Origin of the sequence: Labilithrix sp. (assembly GCA_019637155.1) — a bacterium.
Lineage (GTDB): Bacteria > Myxococcota_A > Polyangia > Polyangiales > Polyangiaceae > Labilithrix.
On the sequence record JAHBWE010000003.1, the window covers coordinates 240,941 to 262,855 of the forward strand.

General features: G+C 70.7%; 14 protein-coding genes. 5 read left to right on the forward strand and 9 right to left on the reverse strand.

Translation table 11 applies throughout. The features are described 5' to 3' along the window. Positions 1–165: 165 nt before the first annotated feature. The gene (locus tag KF837_07425) at positions 166–1,113 is read right to left on the reverse strand and encodes a M23 family metallopeptidase (protein ID MBX3227125.1); all 948 of its coding nucleotides are present in this window, start codon (positions 1,111–1,113) and stop codon (positions 166–168) included. 185 nt (positions 1,114–1,298) lie between these two features. On the opposite strand from KF837_07425, the gene KF837_07430 reads away from it, so the two are divergent. The 3 genes from KF837_07430 to KF837_07440 all read left to right on the forward strand — a co-directional run bounded on the left by KF837_07430 (position 1,299) and on the right by KF837_07440 (position 8,911). After that, a complete protein-coding gene (locus tag KF837_07430; GenBank protein ID MBX3227126.1) occupies positions 1,299–2,642 on the forward strand; it encodes a sigma 54-dependent Fis family transcriptional regulator in 1,344 nt (447 codons plus the stop codon). A gap of 2,460 nt (positions 2,643–5,102) precedes the next feature. Then, entirely contained in the window at positions 5,103–6,086 is a 984-nt protein-coding gene (locus KF837_07435) for a hypothetical protein (GenBank protein MBX3227127.1), read from the forward strand. A 104-nt stretch (positions 6,087–6,190) separates the two neighbouring features. Next, positions 6,191–8,911 carry a M1 family metallopeptidase gene (locus KF837_07440; protein ID MBX3227128.1) on the forward strand — a complete coding sequence of 907 codons (2,721 nt, stop codon included), beginning with the start codon at positions 6,191–6,193 and terminating at the stop codon, positions 8,909–8,911. Position 8,912: 1 nt separating this feature from the next. Here KF837_07440 and KF837_07445 read toward each other — a convergent pair whose 3' ends face one another. From KF837_07445 to KF837_07470, 6 genes are read right to left on the reverse strand one after another with little or no spacing between them, the layout of a single operon-like run. Beyond that, entirely contained in the window at positions 8,913–9,917 is a 1,005-nt protein-coding gene (locus tag KF837_07445; GenBank protein MBX3227129.1) for an FHA domain-containing protein, read from the reverse strand. 20 nt (positions 9,918–9,937) lie between these two features. After that, positions 9,938–11,224, reverse strand: a complete 1,287-nt coding sequence (locus KF837_07450) for an ABC transporter permease (protein ID MBX3227130.1) — start codon at positions 11,222–11,224, stop codon at positions 9,938–9,940. Then, on the reverse strand, positions 11,167–12,399 hold the full coding sequence (locus KF837_07455; protein MBX3227131.1) for an ABC transporter permease: 1,233 nt from the start codon (positions 12,397–12,399) through the stop codon (positions 11,167–11,169). Before KF837_07455 ends, KF837_07450 begins: the two co-directional genes overlap by 58 nt. Before the next feature lie 11 nt (positions 12,400–12,410). Beyond that, on the reverse strand, positions 12,411–13,604 hold the full coding sequence (locus tag KF837_07460; GenBank protein ID MBX3227132.1) for an efflux RND transporter periplasmic adaptor subunit: 1,194 nt from the start codon (positions 13,602–13,604) through the stop codon (positions 12,411–12,413). Next, positions 13,601–14,287, reverse strand: a complete 687-nt coding sequence (locus tag KF837_07465; GenBank protein MBX3227133.1) for an ABC transporter ATP-binding protein — start codon at positions 14,285–14,287, stop codon at positions 13,601–13,603. Before KF837_07465 ends, KF837_07460 begins: the two co-directional genes overlap by 4 nt. A gap of 60 nt (positions 14,288–14,347) precedes the next feature. Further along, the gene (locus tag KF837_07470) at positions 14,348–14,965 is read right to left on the reverse strand and encodes a hypothetical protein (GenBank protein ID MBX3227134.1); all 618 of its coding nucleotides are present in this window, start codon (positions 14,963–14,965) and stop codon (positions 14,348–14,350) included. Between the two features lie 86 nt (positions 14,966–15,051). Here KF837_07470 and KF837_07475 point away from each other — a divergent pair, with 86 nt between their 5' ends. Next, on the forward strand, positions 15,052–16,965 hold the full coding sequence (locus KF837_07475; GenBank protein ID MBX3227135.1) for a tetratricopeptide repeat protein: 1,914 nt from the start codon (positions 15,052–15,054) through the stop codon (positions 16,963–16,965). Positions 16,966–16,998: 33 nt separating this feature from the next. Here the strand turns inward: KF837_07475 and KF837_07480 are convergent, their stop codons facing one another. Both KF837_07480 and hutH read right to left on the reverse strand, forming a co-directional pair. After that, positions 16,999–17,928, reverse strand: coding sequence for a hypothetical protein (locus tag KF837_07480; protein ID MBX3227136.1), 930 nt, complete (start codon positions 17,926–17,928; stop codon positions 16,999–17,001). Then, positions 17,921–19,480, reverse strand: coding sequence for a histidine ammonia-lyase (gene hutH / locus KF837_07485; GenBank protein MBX3227137.1), 1,560 nt, complete (start codon positions 19,478–19,480; stop codon positions 17,921–17,923). The genes KF837_07480 and hutH overlap by 8 nt, the downstream gene beginning before the upstream one ends. A gap of 658 nt (positions 19,481–20,138) precedes the next feature. Here hutH and KF837_07490 point away from each other — a divergent pair. Continuing rightward, positions 20,139–21,809 (forward strand): hypothetical protein, encoded by a 1,671-nt coding sequence (locus KF837_07490; protein MBX3227138.1) that lies wholly within the window; start codon positions 20,139–20,141, stop codon positions 21,807–21,809. The last annotated feature ends 106 nt before the right edge of the window (positions 21,810–21,915 follow it).

The window sequence follows — 21,915 nt, forward strand, 5'->3', positions numbered from 1 at the left end:
ACCCCCGTCGCGACAAAATGGTCACGGTGGTGGGGGAAGCTCCGAAACGGCGTTTCGCTCGACGTCGTGATCCCGTCCACTTCCCGTAGAGCAAGCAGCCGTCGGCACATGATGCGGAAATGCGGACAGACTCCGGGGTTGGTGAGTGACGAATACGAGTTTGGCTCAGTGGCACGTCGGCGCGACGATGCCGGTGAAGGTCCAGGTGCCGGCGGATGGATCGCAGCCGTAGAGCCGCTGACCTTCGATATCGAGCGCGCCTCGGTTGAGGGCCGCGCAACGGACGGCGCCCGCGGGATTGACGTTGGCGCGGAGGACGTTGCCCGCGACCGGCGTGAGGAAGCAGCCCGTCGCGCACGAAAGGATCGGGAACACGTCGAGCGGATCGAGGTAGCCCTTCGCGACGAGGTCGGTCCCGACTGGGAAATACCCCGGCGCGATCATCGGTGAAGCGGGGCACGTGTGATCGATGGTCGACTTCCACCGCGCCTCGAGATGGAGGTGCGTATTCGGACCTTGATTGGCGATCCGTCCGATGACGTCGCCCGCGTTGACACGGGTGCCCTCCGGTCGCGCCGAGCCGTACGCGAGATGACGATAGACCGCGTACCACGGGCCCGTCGCGTCGAACCACGTCGACGTGTACTGCCTCGTGCGGTCGGCGATGGCCTGCCTCTGAAAGCGGTTCAGATCGAGCTGGAGCAGGACGACGTCGCTCGAAGCGACGGCCGAGAGCGGTTCGTGCTCGACCTTCACGATCGTTCCGGACGTGGGCGCGTAGACGTCCGCGACCGACTCGAAGAAGATGTCGCGTCCGGTGTGCTTCAGCGTGTTCAGCGGAGCCAACGCGCCGGTGGCGTCGCGAAAGCACGCGGACGAGCCGGGCACGCGTGGATTGACGCGGTCGAACTCCGCCGGGAGCCACGCGCCGCCTTGCGCGCGACCGTCGAACGGCACCACCGGCCACGACAGCGAGGTGTCCGGCGACGGAACGTAGTCGTGGCAATCGCTCGCGAACGCCGATGGCGTCGAGGCTTCGTCGGACGGCTCCGGCGCCTGGGCACAAGCTGCAAACGTGAAGAGAACCAGACTGGCTGCGAGGATCGATTTCATGGGAGTGCGTATCGAGAAAACAAACTTCGTGCCCGCACGCGGAGGTCGGAATCGAGCGGTTCATGGGCGCAAGAGCGCTCGGCGCTGGATCGACTGTGGAGTCGAGACGACACCGTCGACGATCCCCGAGCAGCGCCGCGAGCGCGCCGGAGGCATCTGCCGCCGAGGCGTGCGATGATTCGAGCGTGACGACCGACGATCGAGCCTTCGGCGTGACGACGGAGCAAGCCGAAGCGCCCGTCGCGCTCGTACGGCGCGCGAAGATGAAGCGGCCGCGCCTCACGTGGTCCGACGCGCTCGGGGATCACGACGTGCTCGTCGAAGGGACGTGGGTGCTCGGCTCCGCGCGCGACGCGAACGTCTGCGTGTCGGATCGCGCGGTGTCCCGCCTCCATTGCGAGGTCGACGCCACGAGCGAAGGGCTCTGGGTCCGCGATCTCGGAAGCAAGAACGGCCTCGTCGTCGACGGGCTCCGCGTCAGCGGCGCGCTCGTCCCCGACGGCGGGACGATCAAGGTCGGCACGACCGCGATCGCGGTCCGCTACGGCGACGAGGTCACGGAAGAGCACATCTGGGGTGCCTCGTCGTTCGGCGAGATGGTCGGAAAGAGCGACGCGATGCGGAAGCTCTTCGCGTCGATCGCGCAGCTGTCGAAGACGGACCTCTCCGTGCTCGTCCTCGGCGAGACGGGCACCGGCAAGGAGCTCGTCGCGCGCGCGCTGCACGCTCACTCCGATCGCGCGGGATTTCCGCTCGGCGTCGTCGACTGCGCGTCGATGCCCGAGCACCTCCTCGAGTCGGAGCTCTTCGGGCACCGGCGCGGCGCGTTCACCGGCGCCGACACGACGCACGAGGGCATCGTCGAGCACAGCGACGGCGGAACCATCTTCCTCGACGAGATCGGAGAGCTGCCGCTCGGCATGCAACCGAAGCTGCTGCGATTGCTCGAGACGAAGACGTTTCGGCGCGTGGGCGAGTCCAGGTGGCGGAGCGCGGACGTCCGCTTCGTGGCCGCGACGCACCGCGATCTCCGCCAGCTCGTCAACGCGGGCTCCTTCCGCGAAGACCTGTATTTTCGGCTCGCGGTGTCGATCGTCGCCGTCCCGCCGCTCCGCACTCGCGAGGACGACGTGGAGCTCCTCGTGGAACGCTTCGCGCCCGCTCTGCCGCCGTCGCTCTCGCGCCAGGCGCTCGTCGACTACGCGCGCCAGCGAACGTGGTGGGGCAACGTTCGCGAGCTGAAGAGCTTCGTCCAACGCGCGGTGGCGCTCGAGACGATCGATCCTTCGGAGATGGATCCGGCGGAGGTGCAGCTTCCGCGCGTCCCGGAGGCGGCGCCGGCCGCCGCGCCGGGGCTCGATCTCGATCGCCCCTTCAAAGACGTCCGCGACGCGTGGCTCGAGCACCTCGAGCGCGAATACATCGCCGCGATGATGAAGACGCACGACCGCAACGTGTCCGCGGTGGCCCGCGCCGCTGGGCTCGATCGCACGTACGTGCATCGTTTGATTCGCAAGCACGGAATCTGAGGCTTCGCTCATGGCAACGAGCCGCGTTTGCACATAGAAAGGACCTTGGGGCGATGGTCGAGCCAAAGACGATTCGTGAGGACGAGGCGACCTCGACCAGCGGCCTCACCGTCGTCGATCGCCAGTCGGACCTCGCCGTTCCCCACGCCATCGCCGGACGCTACGAGCTGCGCGGCATGCTCGGCGCGGGCGGGATGGGCACCGTCTTCGCCGCCTTCGATCGCGATCTCGGCGAGACCATCGCGCTCAAGGTCCTGAGCGGCATTCGAGAAGGCAACGCGCCGCTGCTCGAGCTCTTCCGCCAGGAGGTGCGCCTCGCGCGACGCGTCACGCATCCCAACGTCGCGCGCGTGTTCGACATCGGCGTGGCGAACGACTTCGCGTTCCTCACGATGGAGCTCGTCGAAGGCGAGTCCCTCTCGTTCGTCGCGTACTCCCCGCTCGACAGCGCGCGCGTCATCGAGATCGGGCTCGCCCTGTGCGACGCGCTCGCCGCCGCGCACGACGCCGGCGTCCTCCATTGCGATCTGAAACCGGCGAACGTGATCTGCACGCACGACGGGCGCTATGTCGTGACCGACTTCGGCATCGCCCGCGCCATGCGACTCTCGAGCCGCGACGCGGAGACGACCCTGAGGCTCGACGGCCAGATCATCGGCACGCCGCCGTTCATGTCGCCCGAGCAGCTGGCCGGCGAGCCGCTCGACGAGCGCACGGACATCTTCGCGATCGGCGTCACGCTCTTCCGCCTCCTCACCGGCAAGCTGCCCTGGGCCGAGACGGTCGCGCAGGAGCTGCACGCCGCGCGCTTCACCCGGCCCGTCCCGGATCCGCGGACGATCATCGAAGACGTCCCCGCCCCGCTCGCGGATCTCGTGCGCCGCTGCCTCGCGCTCCGTCGCGAGGATCGCGTCGCTTCGGCGCGGCAGCTGGCGGAGGCGCTCCGCGGTGCCGTGAGCGCCGGGAGCCGCCGGCCGATCGCGGCGCCCGGAGAGCGCGTCCCGATCGCGGTGCTTCCGTTCGAGTCCGACGAGAACGCCGCCGATCGCTCGCTCGCGGCGGGCCTCGTCGACGAGATCGGCGAGCACCTCGCCGCCTCGGCGGAGCTCGTCGTCCGGCATCGCGCGGCGGTGGCGCGCACCGCGGAGACGACGAGCAGCGCGCCGGCGCTCGCGCGCGCGCTCCGGGCCGACTACGCCGTGACCGGCGAGCTGTCGCGCGTCGAAGGCCGCCTTCACCTCGAGCTGCGCCTCGTCTCGGTCGCGCGCTGGCGCGCCGTCTTCGCGCTCGATCTCGACTTCGAGCCCGCGGATCTCCTCGCGATCGCGCAGCGTGCGGCGCGCCTCGTGACCATCGCGCTCGAGCGACCGACGAGGGAGAGAGCGCCGGCGAGCGGAGAGGCGGCGGACCTGTTCCTCCGCGGTCGATCGATGTATCGCGCGTTCGAAGACGGGACGCCGCTGCTCGAACGCGCGCACGCGCTCGCTCCAGACGACGCGCGCATCGCGGCCACCTATGCGCTGGCGCTCGCGCGTCGCGAATCCGCCGCGGACTCCCTCGCCCACGCGCGCGCCGTCGCCGAGCGCGCGGTCGAGCTCGATCCCAACCTCTCCGACGCGCGCCTCGCCCTCGCGCTCCTCCACCTCTACGACGGCGAAGCGCGCGCGGCGGCCATCGCGCTCCGTCGCGCCCACGCGCTCGACGCTTCGAACCTCGACGTGCTCACGTGGATCGGCCGCCTCCTCATCGAGGTCGGCGCCTTGCAGGAAGGCGTCGCGAAGCTCGATCGTGCGCTCGCGCTCTCGCCCGACGTCGCGGCGGCGGTGGAAGCGAAGGCGCGCGCGCTCTCGCTCCTCGGTCGTACGTCGGAGGCGGTGGCCGCACTTCATCAGGGACGAGCCGCGCTCGGATCGATCTTCACGTACGCGATGAGTCGCGTCCATCTCTGGCGTCCGACGCCGGAGACCGAGGCCGAAGTGGTCGCCGCGGCGGCCCCGCCATTTCGAGCGGCCGGACGCCCGTTCATCGACTTCACCCTCACGCTCGCGCGCGGTGAGGCGGTCACGGACGAAGACCTCGCGAGCCAGGCCGGTCAGTTCTCGGGCAAGGGCTCGCCGCGACGCGCGGCCTTCGACGTGCAGCGACGGATCGAGCTCCTGGCGGCGGCGCACCGCTTCGACGAGGCCGCGGCCGCGCTCGAGCAGCTCGACGATCAGAGCTTCATCGATCTCTCGTGGATTGACGGTTGTCCGTTGCTCGTCCCGCTCCGTGAGAGCCCGGCGCTCGCGCAGCTCCGCCGCGCCACGGCAGCACGCGCCGCCCGCGTCCGCGACGCGCTCACGAGCTGACCGGCGTCGACGCGAGTCCACACCTGCCCCAGGCGCCGGGGTCGTCCGTTCTGGATTTCGTGCGGTTACGAGCCTGGGCAGGCGGGCACGCGGAGTGCTCTCGCTCGTCATCATGAACTCCGCCATCCGCGCCGCTCTCGTTTGCTTTCCCTTCTCCCTCCTCGCGCTCGCCGGTTGCGCGTCGAACGCCGATGAAGAAGATGCCGGCGCCGCCTCGGCCGCGGGCGTCGACGAATCGAGCCTGCTCTCGTTCCAGCTCGCCGGTACGACGAAGCTCTCGTGCGACGGCGGCGGCCTCTGCAAGCTCACCGGCGGCGTCCACAGCGTCGATGCGGCCGGCAACACGACCCGCGCGTTTGCGGACTACCTCGCAGAGCCCCGGTGCGCGCTCACGTTCGGAGTGAGCGCGTCGCCCATCGGCGGCGGCGATCTCGAATCGCCGATCGGCTGCGAGATCGTCGGCGGCGGGCTCGAGCTCGCCTACGCGCTCTCGCACGACGAGGTCGCGAAGGCGCTCGCGCAGAACGTCACGCTCCGGGTCGCGAGCGCGGGCGGACTCTCGAAGTTCGCGATCAGCTTCGCGATCAAGCCGTCCTTGTCCGTCCGCGACGGCGCGGGGTCCGAGCACGGCTCGCTGCCAGCGGACACGTACACGTACGCGTTCTCGCGCGCGTCGGCGGCCGACCTCGGGCTCCGCGTGCTCCGTACGTCCGACCGCACCGGGCGCTGGATCGCTCGGCTCACGAGCCCGCAAGGGCGCGACTACGAGGCCACGGAGGAAGACGGCCTCGAGCTCTATTACGGCTCCCCGGACGCGACGGGCATCGGCTACGCCGCGCTCCTCTCGCCGCGCACGTTCGTAGAGCGCGCGGCGGCGCGCTCGTATTGGAAGATGCACGTCGAGAAGCCGACGCCCGCCGACTCGGCGACGATGTCGGTCCAGCCTCACGTCGGCGCCGCGCCCTTCGCGCTCGATACGAAGGACGGCCGCGAGGGCTACTCCGACGCGCCGGGCGACGTGACCGGCCTCTCCAACACGCGGCGCGCCGCCGGCGACGACGACGCCTGGAGCACGACGCTCACCGTGAGGCGTTGACGGGACATCCTCGCCCGTGCGGCAGGGGTGCGAGCCGCGCGACGATTCCGGCCGTTCAGGATTGACGCGGCGCACGCTCCCGATCGAGCGTACCGATCCCCCCGATGCGCCTCACCATCGTCGCCGCTGCGCTCTTGGTGGGCCTGGTCGCGTGCCCGGGGGAGCCGCCGCCACCGCCGCCGCTCCCGCCGCCGCCGGCGGTCGAGCCGCCGACCGTGCTGCCGCCGCCGCTCGAGAGCGGCCGCTTGCCGGCGCTCGCGATCCCGCGCGGGTACTCGCTCGATCTCGACGTCGATCCGACGAAGGACCGCTTCTCCGGCGTCGTCCGGATCGAGGCCGAGCTCCCGGAGAAGACCTCGTTCGTCGTGCTGCACGCGCGGGGCTTGCACGTCCGCGCCGCGCGCGCCGTGCGCGGGCGCGAGGCGCCGGTCGTCGCGACGACGTCGCTCAGGACCGCGGCCGGCGCGCGCGTCGCCGACGAGCTCGTCCTCGCCTTCCCGCGCCCGCTCGCGCCGGGCTGGGCGACGCTCGTCCTCGAGTACGACGCTCCGTTCGACGACACGCTCGCCGGCGTCTACCGCGTGAAAGAAGGAGAGCGCTGGTACGCGTTCTCGCAGCTCGAGGCGACCGCCGCGCGCCGCGCCTTCCCCTGCTTCGACGAGCCCTCCTTCAAGGTGCCGTTCGACGTCGCGATCAGGGTCCCCCCCGGGATGACCGCGGTCTCGAACACCGCCGAGACCATGCGCGAGGACGCCGGCGGCGGGAAGACGCGGGTCCGCTTCGCGCGCACGCAGCCGCTGCCGACGTACCTCGTCGCGCTCGCGGTCGGCGATCTCGCGATCGAGGCCGCGGCGCGCGGATCGCGCCCGCCGATCCGGATCGTCACGACGAAGGCGAAGGCGAACGGCCCCGCGAACAAGCCCGCGCTCGACGCCGCCGGCGCGCTCGTCGACGCGCTCGCGAGCTGGTTCGGGATCCCGTACCCGTACGACAAGCTCGATCTCGTCGCCGTGCCCGCCCTCGCCGCCGGCGCGATGGAGAACCCCGGCCTCGTCACGTTCCGCGAGGAGCTCCTCCTCGTCGATCCCGCGCGCGCGTCGACGGAGAGCAAGCGCGATCAGGCCGAGGTCATCGCGCACGAGCTCGCGCACCAGTGGTTCGGCAACCTCGTCACCGCGGCGTGGTGGAACGACCTCTGGCTCAACGAGGGGATGGCGACCTGGATGCAGGCCAAGATCGTCCACGCGCTGCACCCCGAGTGGGGGGTGAACGTCGACGCCGTCGTCGCGATGCACGAGGTGATGGACACGGACGGCCTCGCCGCCGCGCGCCGCGTGCGCCAGCCGGTGCTCTCGAGCGCGGACGTCGAGGACGCCTTCGACGGCATCACGTACCAGAAGGGCGCCGCGGTCCTCTCCACGATCGAGCGCTGGATCGGCGAGGCGGCCTTCCAGAAGGCGATCAAGGAGTACCTCGGAGCGAACGCGCACCAGAGCGTGCCGACGCAGAAGCTCTTCGAGGCGCTCGACCGCGCGTCGGGCAAGGACGTGACCTCCCTCGCCTCGGGCTACCTCGATCAGGCCGGCGTGCCCGAGGTCGTCGCCGGCGTCGTCTGCGAGCAGGGCTCACGCTGGCACGTCGAGCTCGGCGCGCGCTCGTGGCGCCCGCTCGGCGCGACGGGCGCGAACGAAGACGACAACCGCACGTGGAACATCCCGGTCTGCCTCCGCGTCGACGGGGCGAAGAAGGACGAGTGCGTGGACCTCGTCGGCGGCGCGCCTTCGCTCACCGCCGGCCGCGGCGCCTGCCCCGCCTTCGTCCACCCGAACACCGCGCTCTCGTATTACCGCTGGTCGCTCCCGGAGAAGCAGCTCGTCAAGCTCGCCGAGAGCCGCGCGAGCGTCGACGTGCCCGCGCGCGTCTCCGTCCTCTCGAACACGTGGTCGGCCGTTCGCAGCGGCGACGTCGACGCGAAGGCCGTCCTCAAGGTGCTGCCCGCGTTCGACGCCGAGACCGCGCGCCAGCCGGTCACCGAGGTCGTCTCGATCCTCCACCGGATGAGCCGCGCGATGATCGACGAGGAGACGCGGCCCGCGTTCCGCAAGTTCGCGCGCGCGCGCCTCGAGAAGCGGAAGAAGGCGCTCGGGTGGACGCCGGCGGCGAAGAACGCCGGCGACGACGCGCTCCTCCGGCGCACCGTCCTCGTCGCGATGGCGGACGTCGTCGAGGACGAGGCGACGCTCAAGGAGGCGGAGGAGCTCGCGCGGAAGTGGCTCGCCGATCCGTCGAGCGTCGATCCCGACGTCGCGACGTTCGCGGTGAGCCTCGGCACGCGCCGCGCGAAGGACGAGCGGATCGACGCGCTCGTCAAGGCGCTCAAGGAGGCGAAGAACGAGGAGGACCACGGCGTCGCGCTCGCGGCGCTCGGCGCGTTCGACGATCCCGCCGTCCTCGAGCGCGCGCTCGATCGCCTCCTCGGCGACGACGTCGCGACGAACGAGATCGGGACCGTGCTCGCCTCCGCGAGCCACCGCCGCGCCTCGCACGCGACCGCCGACCGCTGGGTGCAGAAGCACTGGGACGAGCTGCGGAAGAAGCTGCCGGGGCACCTCTCGCACGGCCTCCTCCGCGCGCCCGACGGCGGCTGCACCACACGCGAAGCGGACGAGGACGCGGTCTTCTACGGACCGCGCGCCGAGCAGATGGAAGGCGGACGGCGCGCGCTCGAGCAATCGCTCGAGTCCGTCGCCCACTGCGTCGCGCTCCGCCGCAAAGGCGAAGCCACGCTCCACGCCGCCCTCGTCGGTCCCCCGAAGAAGAAGTGACTCAGGCGACGCGGCGCCAGAAGCAGCGCACCGCGGTGTCGCCGCTTCCGAGGAGGAGGACGGCGCCGTGATCGCTCACCTCGAGGTGGCGCACGACCGTGCCCTCGACGCTGATGCCGTGGGTCGAGGCGAGATCGAAGGCGTGCACCTTCTCGCCCTCGCGCAAGAAGAGGACGTGGAGGCGCGACGTGCAGCTGTCGGTGATGCGGCGGAGGTTCTCCGAGATGCACTTCTCCGAGCGGCCGATGACGACGCCGCCGACGAGGTCCTGCGCCGTGACGCTGACCGTCGCGGTGTGGCCCTTCCGCTCGAGGGTGACCGCCCAGCGGGAGCTGCTCGTGAGGTTGCCGAGGTTCGCGGCCGGGACCTGCGAGCCGAGGACGACCGACATCGGCATCAGCGTGATGCGCGACAGGCGGTTCGAGCCCTTCGACCGCGGCGCCGGCTCCCGGTACGGGTTGCCGGCCGGGCGCGGCGGGAGCTCCTCGACGACCGGGGTCGGCAGATCGTTCGGGAGCTCGTCGTCCTCGCTCTCGTTCGGGAGCGCGACGATGGCGTATTCGCCGAGGCCGACCGCGACCGGGCCCTCCGCGAAGACGGAGCTCTGACGCGAGCCGTCGGCGAGCGTGAAGCCCATGTCGGTGTGGAGATCGAGGAGGCGGAGCGCGACCTTGCCGCTGGGCAGGCCGACCGAGCGAACGAGGAGATGACGCAGCGAGACGAAGGGATCGTCGTGAAGGACGAGGCCGCACTGCGAGTGGCGGCCGACGACGACGAAGGCGTCCGGGTGAGCCACGAGCGGGACCCCGCCGAACGCGGCTTTGCGGATGAAGACGATGCGATGGCCGGAGCGTCCGCCGAGCGTGTCGGGGGAGCTCTTGACGACGCCGCGCGCGAAGGCGTACGCGGCTCGGAGGTCGGGGATGAGACGAGGCGCGGGCGCCTCGGGGAAGCACTCGGTCTTGACGTTTCCGCGCGGGTGGGGAGCCCTTACGTGTGAATCCAACCCCACCACGCTAAGCACGCTTATTCCCCGCGCAATGCGTCGATCGGAGAAACCTTCGCCGCCCGCCACGCCGGGGCCAGGCCGAAGACCACGCCGGTCACGACGGCAAGCGCGAGGCCGAGCGCGATCGACCACGCCGGGAGCGTGAATTCCCAGCGCCCGAGCGAGGAGCGGGCCACGACCGCGACGAGCCACGCGACGCCGACCCCTCCCAACACGCCGAGGACGCCGCCGCTCAACGAGAGGGCGGCCGCCTCGAGGAGGAACTGGACCATGATGCTCCCCGGCGTCGCCCCGATCGCGCGGCGGAGGCCGATCTCGCGACGCCGCTCGCTCACGCTCACGAGCATGACGTTCATGATGTTGATGCCCGACGCGAGGAGCGCGAGGACGCCGGTGCCGAGGAGGAGGACCTGGATGACGGTGAGGATCAGCTCCTCGTTGCCGCCGCTCTGGTCCTGGCGGAGCGCGAAGTTCATCACCCCGAAGTGGCGGCGGAGGAGCGTGCTCTGCACGGTGGCGCGGGCGCCGAGGCGCGCCTCGGGCGACGACGGACCGCGCACGTAGACGCGTCCGACCTTGTGCTCCGGCGAGTAGATCGCGTCGAACGTCGTCTCCGGGAGGAGGACCTTGTTGTCCCACGCCCACGTGCCCTCCTTGCTCCCCATCGTCGGCTTGTGCGCGAGCACGCCGACGACGTTGAAGAGCTTGCCGCCCACCGCGAGGCGCAGCGAGTCGTCGAGCGCGTGGCTGCCGAGGAGCTCCTCGTAGACGCGATGCCCCACCACCGCGACGTGGGCGCCGCTCCTCTTGTCCTCGTCGTCGAGCGGACGCCCCTTCTCGATCGTGAGGCGGTAGAGCTCGAGCGTCGCCGCGCTCGCGCTGACGACGGCGACGCGCTTCTCCTTCCCCGCGTAGCGGGCGAGCTCCCACGACGCCGAGAACTCGGAGGCGACGAGCGGTCCGCCGAGCGCCTCCGACTCGGCGAGCACGTCGCCGTCGGAGCGCGTGAGCGGGCGCGTCGTCTTCTCGCGCTGCGCCTGCGGCGCGTCCTTCTGATCGACCGCGATGACGTCGGAGTCGGAGACGCGCTGGTTCTGCTCGATGAGGAGCGTCTTGCCGCCGACGATGAGGCTCGCGAGGAGCACGATCGATCCGGTGCCGATCATGATCCCGAGCAACGTGAGGAACGCGCGGACGCGATGCGCGAACGCGCCGCCGAGCGAGCGGAGGAGATCGAGCGTCCCCATCATCGCCGCATCGCCTCGACCGGATCGAGCCCCGCCGCCTTCTTCGCCGGCAGCCAGCCGAAGCCGACGCCGATCACGAACGTGACGACGAGCGCGGCGAGGACCGCCCACGGCGCGACCGAGTGCTGCCAGGTCGCGAACTTCTTCGCGATGAGGATCGACGCGAGGGTCGCGGTCGCGATCCCGAGCGCGGTGCCGGTCGCGCCGCCGAAGACGGAGAGGAGCGTCGACTCGATGAGGAACTGCGTCCCGATCGTGCGCGGCGACGCGCCGAGCGCCTTCCGGAGCCCGATCTCGGTCACGCGCTCGGAGACCGCGACGAGCATCATGTTCATGACGCCGACGCCGCCGACGAAGAGCGCGATGCCGGCGAGGACCGCGACGATGAGCTCCAGCGTCATGAACATCATGTGGAATTCCTTCATTCCACCGGAAAAGTCGAGAATCTCGAAATCATCGACGCCGGGGTGACGCTGCTCCATCCGCGCGTTGATGAGGCGCTTCACGATGTCGTTCGACGACGCAGCGTCGGTCTTCACGAAGAGGATCGCCTGGTTCTGCGTCTGCGGATTGACGTCCTGCATCGCCTCCGTCGGGACGACGACGAGATCGGTCCAGTCGAACCCGAAGCCGACCCCGAACCGCTCCGTGTTGCCGAGCGCGCCGATGACGCGGCAGCGCAGGGCGCCGATCGTGAGGAGGCTCCCGACCGGCTCCGCCGGCGCGGGGAAGACCTGCTCGGCGAGCTTCTTCCCCACCACGCAGACCGGCGCGTGCTCGCGGTTGTCGGCGTCGTCGAAGAGGCGGCCGTGACCGAGCGGGAGGCTGAACGCCTCGAAGAACGCGGCGTCGCCGGCGATGACGGAGGGGCGCGCCTTGAGCCCGCTCTCCGCCATCGCGTCGAGCTCCCCCATCTGGCTGTAGAGCGAGAGCGCCTCGACGTGGGGAAGGTCCTTCGCGATGCGCTCGCGATCGACGGGACGGATGCCGGTCTCGTACGCGAACTGCTTGTTCTGCCCGCGCACCGGCGACTTCGACCACATGAGCAGGATGCGCGCGCCGCCGAGGTCCTCGATCCCCTTCGCGAGCGTGTTGAGCCCGCTCTCGGCGAGCGACGACATCACGACGATCGCGAAGGCGCCGATCGTGATCGACAGCACGGTGAGGAGGGAGCGCCCGCGGTTGGCCGCGAGCGCAGACGCCGCCATGCGGAGCGTCTCGAGGAGCGACATGACGCGCGCGCTTACATCTTGGCTTCGTTCGCGGAGGACGAGCCGGGCTTGAGCATCACCTTCGCGCCCTCGGCGACGCCGGAGACCTCGACCTCGCGATCGTTGCGGAGGCCGACCGTGACCTCGACCTGGGTCTGCTTCGGCTGGCCCTTCGCGTCGGTCTCGACCGTCGTCACGAAGGACTTGCCTCCCTCTTTCACCACCGCCTCGATCGGGACGACGAGGACGTTCGGCTTCGAGTCGAGGTGGACGCGCACGTCCGCGGTCATGCCCGGCTTCACGAGGCCGTCCGGCTCTTCGAGGAGCGCCTCGACCGGGAAGACCTCGAGCTCCTTGCCGGTGACCTTCACCGACGCGGGCGCGACCTTCGTGATCTTCGCCTCGTAGGACTTGCCCGGCAGCGCGTCGAGGGTGAGCGTCGCGGTGCGGCCGACGGAGACCTTCGCGACGTCGATCTGGTTCAGGTTCACCTTCACGAGGAGGGTGGAGAGATCCGCGATCGTGAGGAGCGGCTTGCCGTCCATCGTCGCCTGCACGCCGGGGACGACCGACTCGCCGGGCTCGATGTTGCGGACGATGACGGTGCCCGACATCGGGGAGACGATCCGCGTGTAGCGGAGGCGGTCCTGGCTCACGTTGCGCGCGACTTCCGCCGACTTGAGCTGGAGCGCCTTCGTGCGCTCGTCCTGCGTCGTCGTGAGGAGCTCCGTCTGCGGGGCGATCCCCTGCGCGACGCCGCGCTCCGCGCGCTCCTTCTGGATGCCCGCGAAGTCGAGCGCGGCGGAGATCGACGCGATCTCCGCCTCGTTCTTCTCGAGGTCGCGCTGGTAGTCGATCGGATCGAGGGCGATGAGGACGTCGCCCTTCTTCACCGTGGCGCCCTCCTCCACGAACACCTGCTGCACCGTGCCGGCGACCTTGGACTTCAGGTCCGCCTTCTCGCGCGGGGCGATCTTGCCGGTCTCGAAGATCTCCACGTCGAGGCTCTTCTTCGTCACGGTGACGAGGAGCGCGGGGTCGACGGGCTTCGCGGTGGCGCGGCTCTTCTGCGCGAAGAACGCGCCCCCGCCGGCGATCGACAAGAGCGCGAGGCCCCACACCCAACGACGACGCTTCGGACGGCGCTTCGGCGCGCTCGCCTTCGGAGGTTCGGTCACGGCCTTACTGACAGGGAACAAGGTCGGGGTCTTGGCTTCGTCGCTCATGCGGCCCTCGAATCGGAGACGATGTTTCCATCGGCAAAGGTCACGACGCGCTGCGCGTACTTGGCGATCGCCGGGTCGTGGGTGACCAGGACGACGGTGATGCCTTGTTCGTGCAGCCCACAAAAGAGCTCCATGACCTGCTTGGTCGTGGTGGAGTCGAGCGCGCCGGTCGGCTCGTCGGCGAGGAGGAGGAGCGGCTCGTTGACGATCGCGCGCGCGATCGCGACGCGCTGCTGCTGCCCGCCCGAGAGCTGGTTCGGGAGGTGGTCCTCGCGCTCGGAGAGACCGACCCGCGCGAGCGCCGCGCGCGCCTTCTCGCGCCGCGACCTCTTCGCCGCGCCGGCGTAGACGAGCGGCAGCTCCACGTTCGCGACCGCGTCGAGCCGCGGCAGGAGGTGGAACGACTGGAAGACGAAGCCGATCTTGCGGTTCCGGAGCTCCGCGAGCGCCTCTTCGTCGAGGTCCTCGACCGCCTCGTCGTCGAGGAAGTAGCGGCCCTTGGTCGGACGATCGAGGGTGCCGATCACGTTGAGCGTGGTCGACTTGCCGGAGCCGCTCGCGCCCATGATCGCGACCATCTCACCGCGCGCGAGATCGACGGAGACCCCACGCAGCGCGCGGACCTCGACCTCCCCCATCTGGTAGGTCTTCTCGACGTCGGTGAGCCGTACGACCGATGACATGACGCGCCAACGCGCCACGGCGTAGCACGCGGCGGAGACGGCGCCAGGGCGCTGGAGGAACTAGAGGAAGAAGGACGCGCCGATCGAGAACGACGGGTAGCCGATGCGCATGGTCAGCGAGACCTTGTCATTGAAATGATACCGGCCGCCGAGCATCAGGATCGGGTTCACGAGGTGCGCGTCGCGGTGCCGGTTGGCGGCGAAGCCGAGGCCGGGCTCGCCGAAGACGGACCAGTGGTTCGTGAGCCAGAAATTCCACTGCATCGCGACGGGCAAGAAGATCGTGTTCCGGGCGAAGAAGAGATCGGCGCCGAACGTGATCCCGACCGAGTTGTTGATCGTCTTCACGAAGCCGTTGTCGACGAGGACGATTGTGCCGCGAAATCCAGCACCTAGCTCGGTTTGACCGCCCCGGAACGGGCCGCCGAAGCCGAGGAGCCCGTGCGGCTCGGCCTCGAAGCGGTAGTCGGGGTGATCGCCCGGGGTCTTGATGATGGACTGGTCGGCTCGGGCCGGGCTGGCGGCGGCCAGGAGGGCGAGCAGGCAGGCGCCGGCCAGAGCGATCCTTCGCATGCGAGCCATCATGCACTCAGCAGAACCCACGGGTAAAGGACGGTCGGGCTGGCCATTGTGCTGACCGCCCACATGACGGCCCGTCAGAAACGAGCGAAGAATCAAGGAATGCTGTAATATTCCGAGCCATGGCAGGGACAGCCCAGGCCGCCGAGCTTATCCACTGCGATCGATGCTCCGGACATTACGTCGTGGACGCATCGGGCGACGGAAAGCCGCGCGTCCGCTGCAACAAGTGCGGGCACCTGCGCGAGACCGCCGCAGGGATGGAGCCGGCGCCCATGTCCGTGCCGGGCAAGTGGACGGTCATCGGACCCGACGGCAAGGCGATGTCGTTCGACACGTGGGAGGAGCTCACGGAGTCGCGACGCCCGAGCGCGATCACGACGACGGCGAAGGCGATCGAGGAGACGAAGGAGATCCCGAAGGACAAGAAGTCCGCGAGCGCGCTCCTCGACATCACGCCCGAGCCCCATAGGGCACCCGAGGCGCACAAAGCGCCCGAGGGGCAGCCGAAGGCGAAGCTCGCGCTCGCCGACATGGACAGCGCGCTCGACATGGGCGAGGTCGGGAACAAGCCGCGGCGCTCGACCCTGACCTCCACGCTGACGTCGACGCTCACGCCCGGCTCCGCGAAGCCGGGCAGCGATCGCCTCGAGCCGCTCCCGATCCGATCCTTCAGCCAGTCGCCGAAGACGCAGAACTCCCCGAAGGTGGAGTGGGCCCCGCGCATGGACAGCAAAGCGCCGACCAAGTCCGACACGGCGCCGCGCAGCGACGTCGACAACACGCTCCGCGTCGAGGTGGCGCCGCCCACCGCGCGCGTGATGGAGGCCGATCGCCCGACCGCGCCGAACGTGACCGCGGCCGACGACAGCATCGACGAGCTCGATCCCGACTCGCTGATCGAGGACGGCGACGACGACGACGAGGCGGCGCCGCTCTCGCTGAGGGACGCGGTGCCCGAGAGCTCGGGCGACGTGCTCGGCGACGAAGACCTCGAAGACGACGAGGAGCCGAACCCGCACGAGGCGCTGTCGATCCGCGATCTCGTCGTCGTGCCCGCCGTCGCGCCGAACGACGCGCGGCCCGCGACCTCGCGGCCCCCCGCGCCGAAGACGGAGCCGCCGAAGTCGCAAGCGCCGCCGCCGCCCGTCACGAAGTCGCAAGCGCCGCCGCCGCCCGCGGCGAAGTCGCAGGCGCCGCCTCCCGCGGCCGCGAAGTCGCAAGCGCCGCCGCGCCCGCAGTCCCTCTCGCGTCCGGACATCCCTCCGCCGCCGCGTCCTCCCGCGACGTCGATCCCGGCGATCTCCGAGAGCGATCCCGAGGACACGCAGCGCCGCCGCCGGCCCACCTCCGATCCCGCGATGACGCGCGGTTGGATCCTCGGCGGCGTCGCGCTGGTCGTTCTCCTCGGCATCGCGTACCGCGTCGCGACGCCCGATCCGCCGCAGCCGAAGCCAGCGCCGACGGTCGCGACGACGGTACCGCCGACGCCGGTCACGACGCCGCCGCCTCCTGCGCCGGCCCCGGCACCCGCCCCGGAGCCGACGTCGTCGGAGGCGATCGCGGTCGACCTCCCGAGCGCGACGCCGCCGGCGCCCACGCCGCCGACGGTCACGAACAACGACCATCCGGTCGTGACGACGCCGCAACCGACGCCCACGCCGGTCGGCGACAAGCCGCCCACGACGCCGGCGCCCGCGCCGGCCCCCGCGCCGAAGCCGACGGTCGCCGCCACCGACTCGCCGGGCTCGATGTCGGACCTCCTCGACAAGGCCGGCGCCGCGCGGCGCAAGGGCGACTACGCGACGGCGCGCGAGCTCTACCAGCGTGTCATCGCGATGAGCCCCGCGAACGTCGAAGCCAACGGCGGCCTCGGCGACGTCGCGCGCGCGCAGGGCGACCTCGCCGCGGCGAAGGCGAGCTACGAGCGCGCCCTCGCCGCGAGCCCGACGTACACGCCGGCCCAGCTCGGCCTCGCCGACGTCGAGTGGGAGCAGGGCAACCGCCCGAGCGCCACGAAGCGCTACGCCCAGGTCGTCGACCGAATGGGCGATCGCGCCCCGCAACGCGCGAAGGACCGCGCCGGCGCGGGCAACTGACCGCCGACGCGCGGCGGTTACTTCGCGCGGCGGTTACTTCGCGTGCTCGGCGGCGTTCATCGCGTCGACGCGCTTGCGCGTCACGGCGAGGGGCGGGACGTTCCACTTCGCGCGCTCTTCGTCGGTCACGCTCGGGTCGACGTCGTAGAGGACCCACGTGTCCGAGCCGTGCGCCTTCCGGAACTGGGTCCCGTAGAGCTGGGGTTTTCCGCTGTTCATCAGCTCGCGATCCTTCGAGGCGGCCGCGAGCCACTTCGCGCGCTTGTGGCGCGGATCGAGCTTCACCGCCTCGAGCGCGAGGCGATGCGAGGTCTGGAAGTCTTCGATCGTGTCGCCGTGCTGGAAGATCATCGCCGCGTGGAAGTAGTCGTCGGCCGCCTTCGCGCCGCCGGCGGCCACGATCTGCGTCGTGCGCTCGCGCCGCGCCGCGTCGCGCGCGGCGATGACCGACCAGTCGATCTTCGAGGGATCGGCGACCGCGCGATCGCGCTGGTCCTCCTGGTACATCGTGAAGAGCTCCTGGTTCAGTGTGCGCACGTAGGCCTCGCGCGCGGCCTTCGCGTTCGCGACGAGCGCGGCCCAACGCGCGTCGGCGCGGAGGCCCGCGAGATCGCCGTCACGCTCGAGATGCTCGACGTCGCGGTACCCGCGCTCGATCGCGCGCGCGAGCAGCTCGAAGGCCGCGTCGACCTTGGCGTCGAGCGCGTGGCAACAGGCGGCGTCGTACGCGTCCCCCTCGCTGCCGGACGCGAGCACCTCGCCGTCGGCGAAGAGGCGGCCACACTCGGCGTAGCTCTTCTTCTGGTAAGCCGCGCGAGCGTCGGCCCGGATCAGCGCGGCCTTCGTCGCGTCCCGCGGAGCGGGCAGCGGCGCCGACGACCTGGCGGGCTGACAGCCGATCGCGAGCACCACGAACACCGTCCTCGCGAGTGAGCTCGATGCGTAGAAGGCGAAGTCAGGCAAGTGGGCCGACGGTCTTCGTGACGGAGGTGATGAGCTCGCCTGTCGCGATGAGTTGGGTGGCGGCTTCGATGTCGCCGTAGAGGGGGCGGTCGCCGGTCATGGGGGCGATCTTCGTGCGGACGGTGGTGAGCGCGGCTTCGACGCCCTTCGCTGGGCGGAGGGGGGCGCGCTGGTCGAGGCCGGCGGCGGCGGTCATGAGCTCGATCGCGAGGCAGGCGCGGACGTTCCTCACCACGTCGCGGAGCTTCTTCGCGCTCACCGAGCCCATCGAGACGTGGTCCTCCTTGCCGGCCGAGGACGGGATCGAGTCGACGCTCGCCGGGTGCGCGAGCACCTTGTTCTCGCTCACGAGGGAGGCGCTCGTCACCTGCGCGATCATGAAGCCGGAGTGGAGACCGCTCTTCGGGCCCGCGGGCGCGAGGAACGCGGTGAGGCCGGTCGACAGCGCCGGGTTCACGAGCTGCTCGACGCGGCGCTCGCTGATGTTCGCGAGCTCCGCCGCCGCCATCGCGGCGAGGTCGAGCGCGAGCGCGAGCGGCTGGCCGTGGAAGTTGCCGCCGCTGATGATCTCCGTCTCGCCGCGATCGACGAAGACGGAGGGGTTGTCGGTGACCGCGTTGACCTCGCGCTCGAGGACGGAGCGGACCCACGCGAGCGCGTCGCGTGTCGCGCCGTGGACCTGGGGCATGCAGCGCAAGGAATATGCATCTTGCACCTTTCCGCAGTCCTTGTGGCTCTCCATGATCTCGCTCTCGGTGAGGAGCGCGCGGAGGTTCGCGGCGACCGCCTTCTGGCCCGGGTGCGGGCGGGCCTCGTGGAGGCGCTCGTCGAAGGGGCGGCTCGTGCCCTTGAGCGCCTCGAGGCTCATCGCGCCCGCGATGTCGGCCGCGGTCGCGAGGCGCTCCGCCTCGAGGAGCGCGAGCGTGCCGAGCGACGCCATGTACTGCGTGCCGTTGATGAGCGCGAGGCCCTCCTTCGCCTCGAGCACCACCGGCGTGACGCCGGCTTCGCGGAGGACCTCGAGGCTGGGACGGAAGGGGCCGTCGCCGCGGCGCGCCTCCCCTTCTCCGATCATCGCGAGCGCGAGGTGCGCGAGCGGCGCGAGATCGCCGGAGGCGCCGACGGAGCCTTGCGACGGGATGCGCGGATGGACCTCCGCGTTCAGCATCGCGACGAGGACGTCGAGGACCTCGGCGCGGACGCCGGAGTGGCCGAGCGCGAGGACCTGCGCGCGGAGGAGCATCATCCCGCGGACCTCGGCGTTGCCGAGCTCGGGGCCGACGCCGGTCGAGTGCGAGCGGACGAGGTTCTGCTGCAGCTCGCGCACGTCCGCCGCGCTGATGCGCGTCTCGGAGAGCGCGCCGAAGCCGGTGTTCACGCCGTAGACGCGCGGCGCGTCGTCGCCTTGCTTCGCGATCGCGTCGATCGCCGCGCGCGATCGCAGGACCTTCGCGCGCGCTTCGTCCGCGCACATGACGGGGCGTCCGCGGACGGCGACGTCTTCGAGGTCGAGGAGGGAGATGGGCCGACCGACGTAGACCGGAGCCGTCATGGGGTTTTCGGCTCAATTAGCACAAAAGGAAACCGGTCGTCCGTCCGTGGAGCGAGGGTTGCTCGCTTGCCTCCGCGGACTTGTCCGCGGCGGCTTCCACGATCGGTACGACCGGCAATTCGCGCTGGGGAGAGCGCGCAGCGTAACGATGGGTTGTCGCTTCGACGGTGCTTCGTGTTCGTGTCTCCTCGTCGGGCTCTCCTCTCCCCGGATTCCCGGCGGAGACGTCATCGCGCGGGATCGTTCACCGGGCGTGCAGTCTCGGGCTAGGAGCGGTTCGATTCGGTCCGACTGGGACACACATGTAGCATCTCTCGATCCACCGACTCACCTGGGATCCACCAGCTGTAACTCATCGAAATGACGTCATCCGTAGGTATGATCATGTGAGGTAGTGGCGATCCATATGGGACGCGAACGATCCATCGGTGGCGATCCAGGCGGGTGCCGGCGAGGACGGTGACGCCGAAGTCGAGTCGACCCAACGGGGCCCCACTCCGAGACGCCGAAGCCGAGACGACGCCGTGCCAGGCCCATAAAAAGAAAGCCTCCTCCTTCGAAGGTGTCGGGGAACGCGCCACGCGAGGGCTCGAAAAAAACGAGCCCGGTCTTCGAACGTGTTGGGCGCGACGCGGGGGCGACTATGCTGCGCGGCCGCATGCGCCGGCTCCTCGCTCTCTTCGCGATCGCCGGCGTGCTCGTCGTGTCGCGCGCGCGGGCAGAAGAGGAGGCGCCGGCCGATCTCGACGCGCTCAAGATCGACATCGGGCGCCGCGCGCCGCCGCCGGCCGAGGCCGACACGTACCGGCTCGTGATCCACGGCGAGCACCAGATCCGGCTCCAGGGGCAGCGGAGCTTCCCGCTCGTCGCGACCGCGAGCGCGCAGGCGGCGCGGCCCGGGCTCGAGGCGCAGTCGCTCGGGCAGAACGGGTTCGTCACCCACTGGCTCCGCGTGACGCCGGTGCTGCAGCTCAAGGAGTCGCTGTCGATCGTCGGGCAGCTCGATCTCACCGGGCTCGTCGTCGGCGACAAGGCGCGCGGCGTGAGCGCCGACGAGACGCCGCGCGACGAGCTGAACGGGTTCGGCAACCTGCAGCCGCGCTGGCTCTATGCAGAATACAAGCTTCCGTTCGGCTACGCGCGCCTCGGACAGCAGCCGAACCACTGGGGGATGGGCGTCGTCTTCAACGACGGCGATCACCCGACCCTCTTCGGCGACTACCGCTACGGCTCGATCAGCGAGCGCCTCCTCCTCGCGACGAAGCCGGGCGGCAAGGACAGCGACTTCAACCTCTCCTTCGCCGCCGACCTCGTCTTCCGCGATCAGCTCGCGCGCCTGACGCGCGGAGAGCAGGCGCTGCAAGGGATCGTCGCGGCGTACTGGGAGCACGGCGCCGATCGGCTCGGCGTGTTCACCACCTTCCGGCACCAGACGAGCGATCGCGCCGCCGCGGCGCCGTTCGCGACGTTCAAAGACGAGCTCGACCAGATCACGATCGACCTCCACGGCCGCGTCACGAAGCAGGTCCCCGGCGATCGGCGCGCGTTCCTCTACGCCGAGGCCGAGGCCGCCTACGTGATCGGGTCGACCGATCTCGCGCGCAGCGCGGCGCAGGCGACGACGCAGATCCGCGCCTACGGCGGGGCGGCGAAGCTCGGCGTCATGCACCTCCACCGCGGCGCGCAGGAGGGCTGGACCCTCCCGCGCGATCCGCGGCGCGCGCCGGACGGCCCCGCCTACGGCGACCTGATCGGCGAGCTCGAGATCGGCTACGCCTCGGGCGACGCCGATCCGTACGACGGCACGCTGAAGCGCTTCACGTTCGATCCGAACCACCGCGTCGGCCTCCTCCTCTTCGACGAGGTCCTCCGCTTCCAGACCGCGCGCTCCGCGACGGCGGCGGCGGACCCGAGCCTCGCGTCGTCCTCGCGCGTCGTGCCGGGCGCGCCCGCCGATCTGCTCCCCTCCAACGGCGGCGTCTTCGGCGCGCAGTACGTGAACCCCACCGTCACGTATCGACCGCGCGGGTGGCTCGACTTCAAAGGCGGCGTCGTCGTCGCGCAGGCGACGAGCGAGATCGTCGACCCGTACCAGGTCGCGACCCGCGGCTCGTACGTGAGCTACCGCGGCGGGAGCCCGAAGCGGCGCGACCTCGGCGTCGAGCTCGACGGCGGCTTCGAGGTGCGCGTGCCGCTCGAGTACGGCATCACGACGCAGGTCGGCGCGCAGGCCGGCGTCCTCTTCCCGGGTGGCGCGCTCGAGGACGCGGCGGGGAACACGATCTCGACGCAATGGATCGCCGTCGGCCGCCTGGGCCTCCAGTTCTAGTCATGCGCTTCTTCTTCTCATCGTCAGGGGCTCCGCCCCCGACACCCCCGCCCCAGACACGGCCCTCGAAGGCTCGGGGCGCTTCGCGCCCGCTTGCGCGGCCGCT

Coding starts and splice junctions, on each gene's coding strand:
- KF837_07460 (MBX3227132.1), bottom strand. CDS start 13,604: ATGAGCGACGAAGCCAAGACCCCGACCTTGTTCCCTGTCAGTAAGGCC.
- KF837_07490 (MBX3227138.1), top strand. CDS start 20,139: ATGCGCCGGCTCCTCGCTCTCTTCGCGATCGCCGGCGTGCTCGTCGTG.
- hutH (MBX3227137.1), bottom strand. CDS start 19,480: ATGACGGCTCCGGTCTACGTCGGTCGGCCCATCTCCCTCCTCGACCTC.
- KF837_07435 (MBX3227127.1), top strand. CDS start 5,103: ATGAACTCCGCCATCCGCGCCGCTCTCGTTTGCTTTCCCTTCTCCCTC.
- KF837_07465 (MBX3227133.1), bottom strand. CDS start 14,287: ATGTCATCGGTCGTACGGCTCACCGACGTCGAGAAGACCTACCAGATG.
- KF837_07455 (MBX3227131.1), bottom strand. CDS start 12,399: ATGTCGCTCCTCGAGACGCTCCGCATGGCGGCGTCTGCGCTCGCGGCC.
- KF837_07425 (MBX3227125.1), bottom strand. CDS start 1,113: ATGAAATCGATCCTCGCAGCCAGTCTGGTTCTCTTCACGTTTGCAGCT.
- KF837_07440 (MBX3227128.1), top strand. CDS start 6,191: ATGCGCCTCACCATCGTCGCCGCTGCGCTCTTGGTGGGCCTGGTCGCG.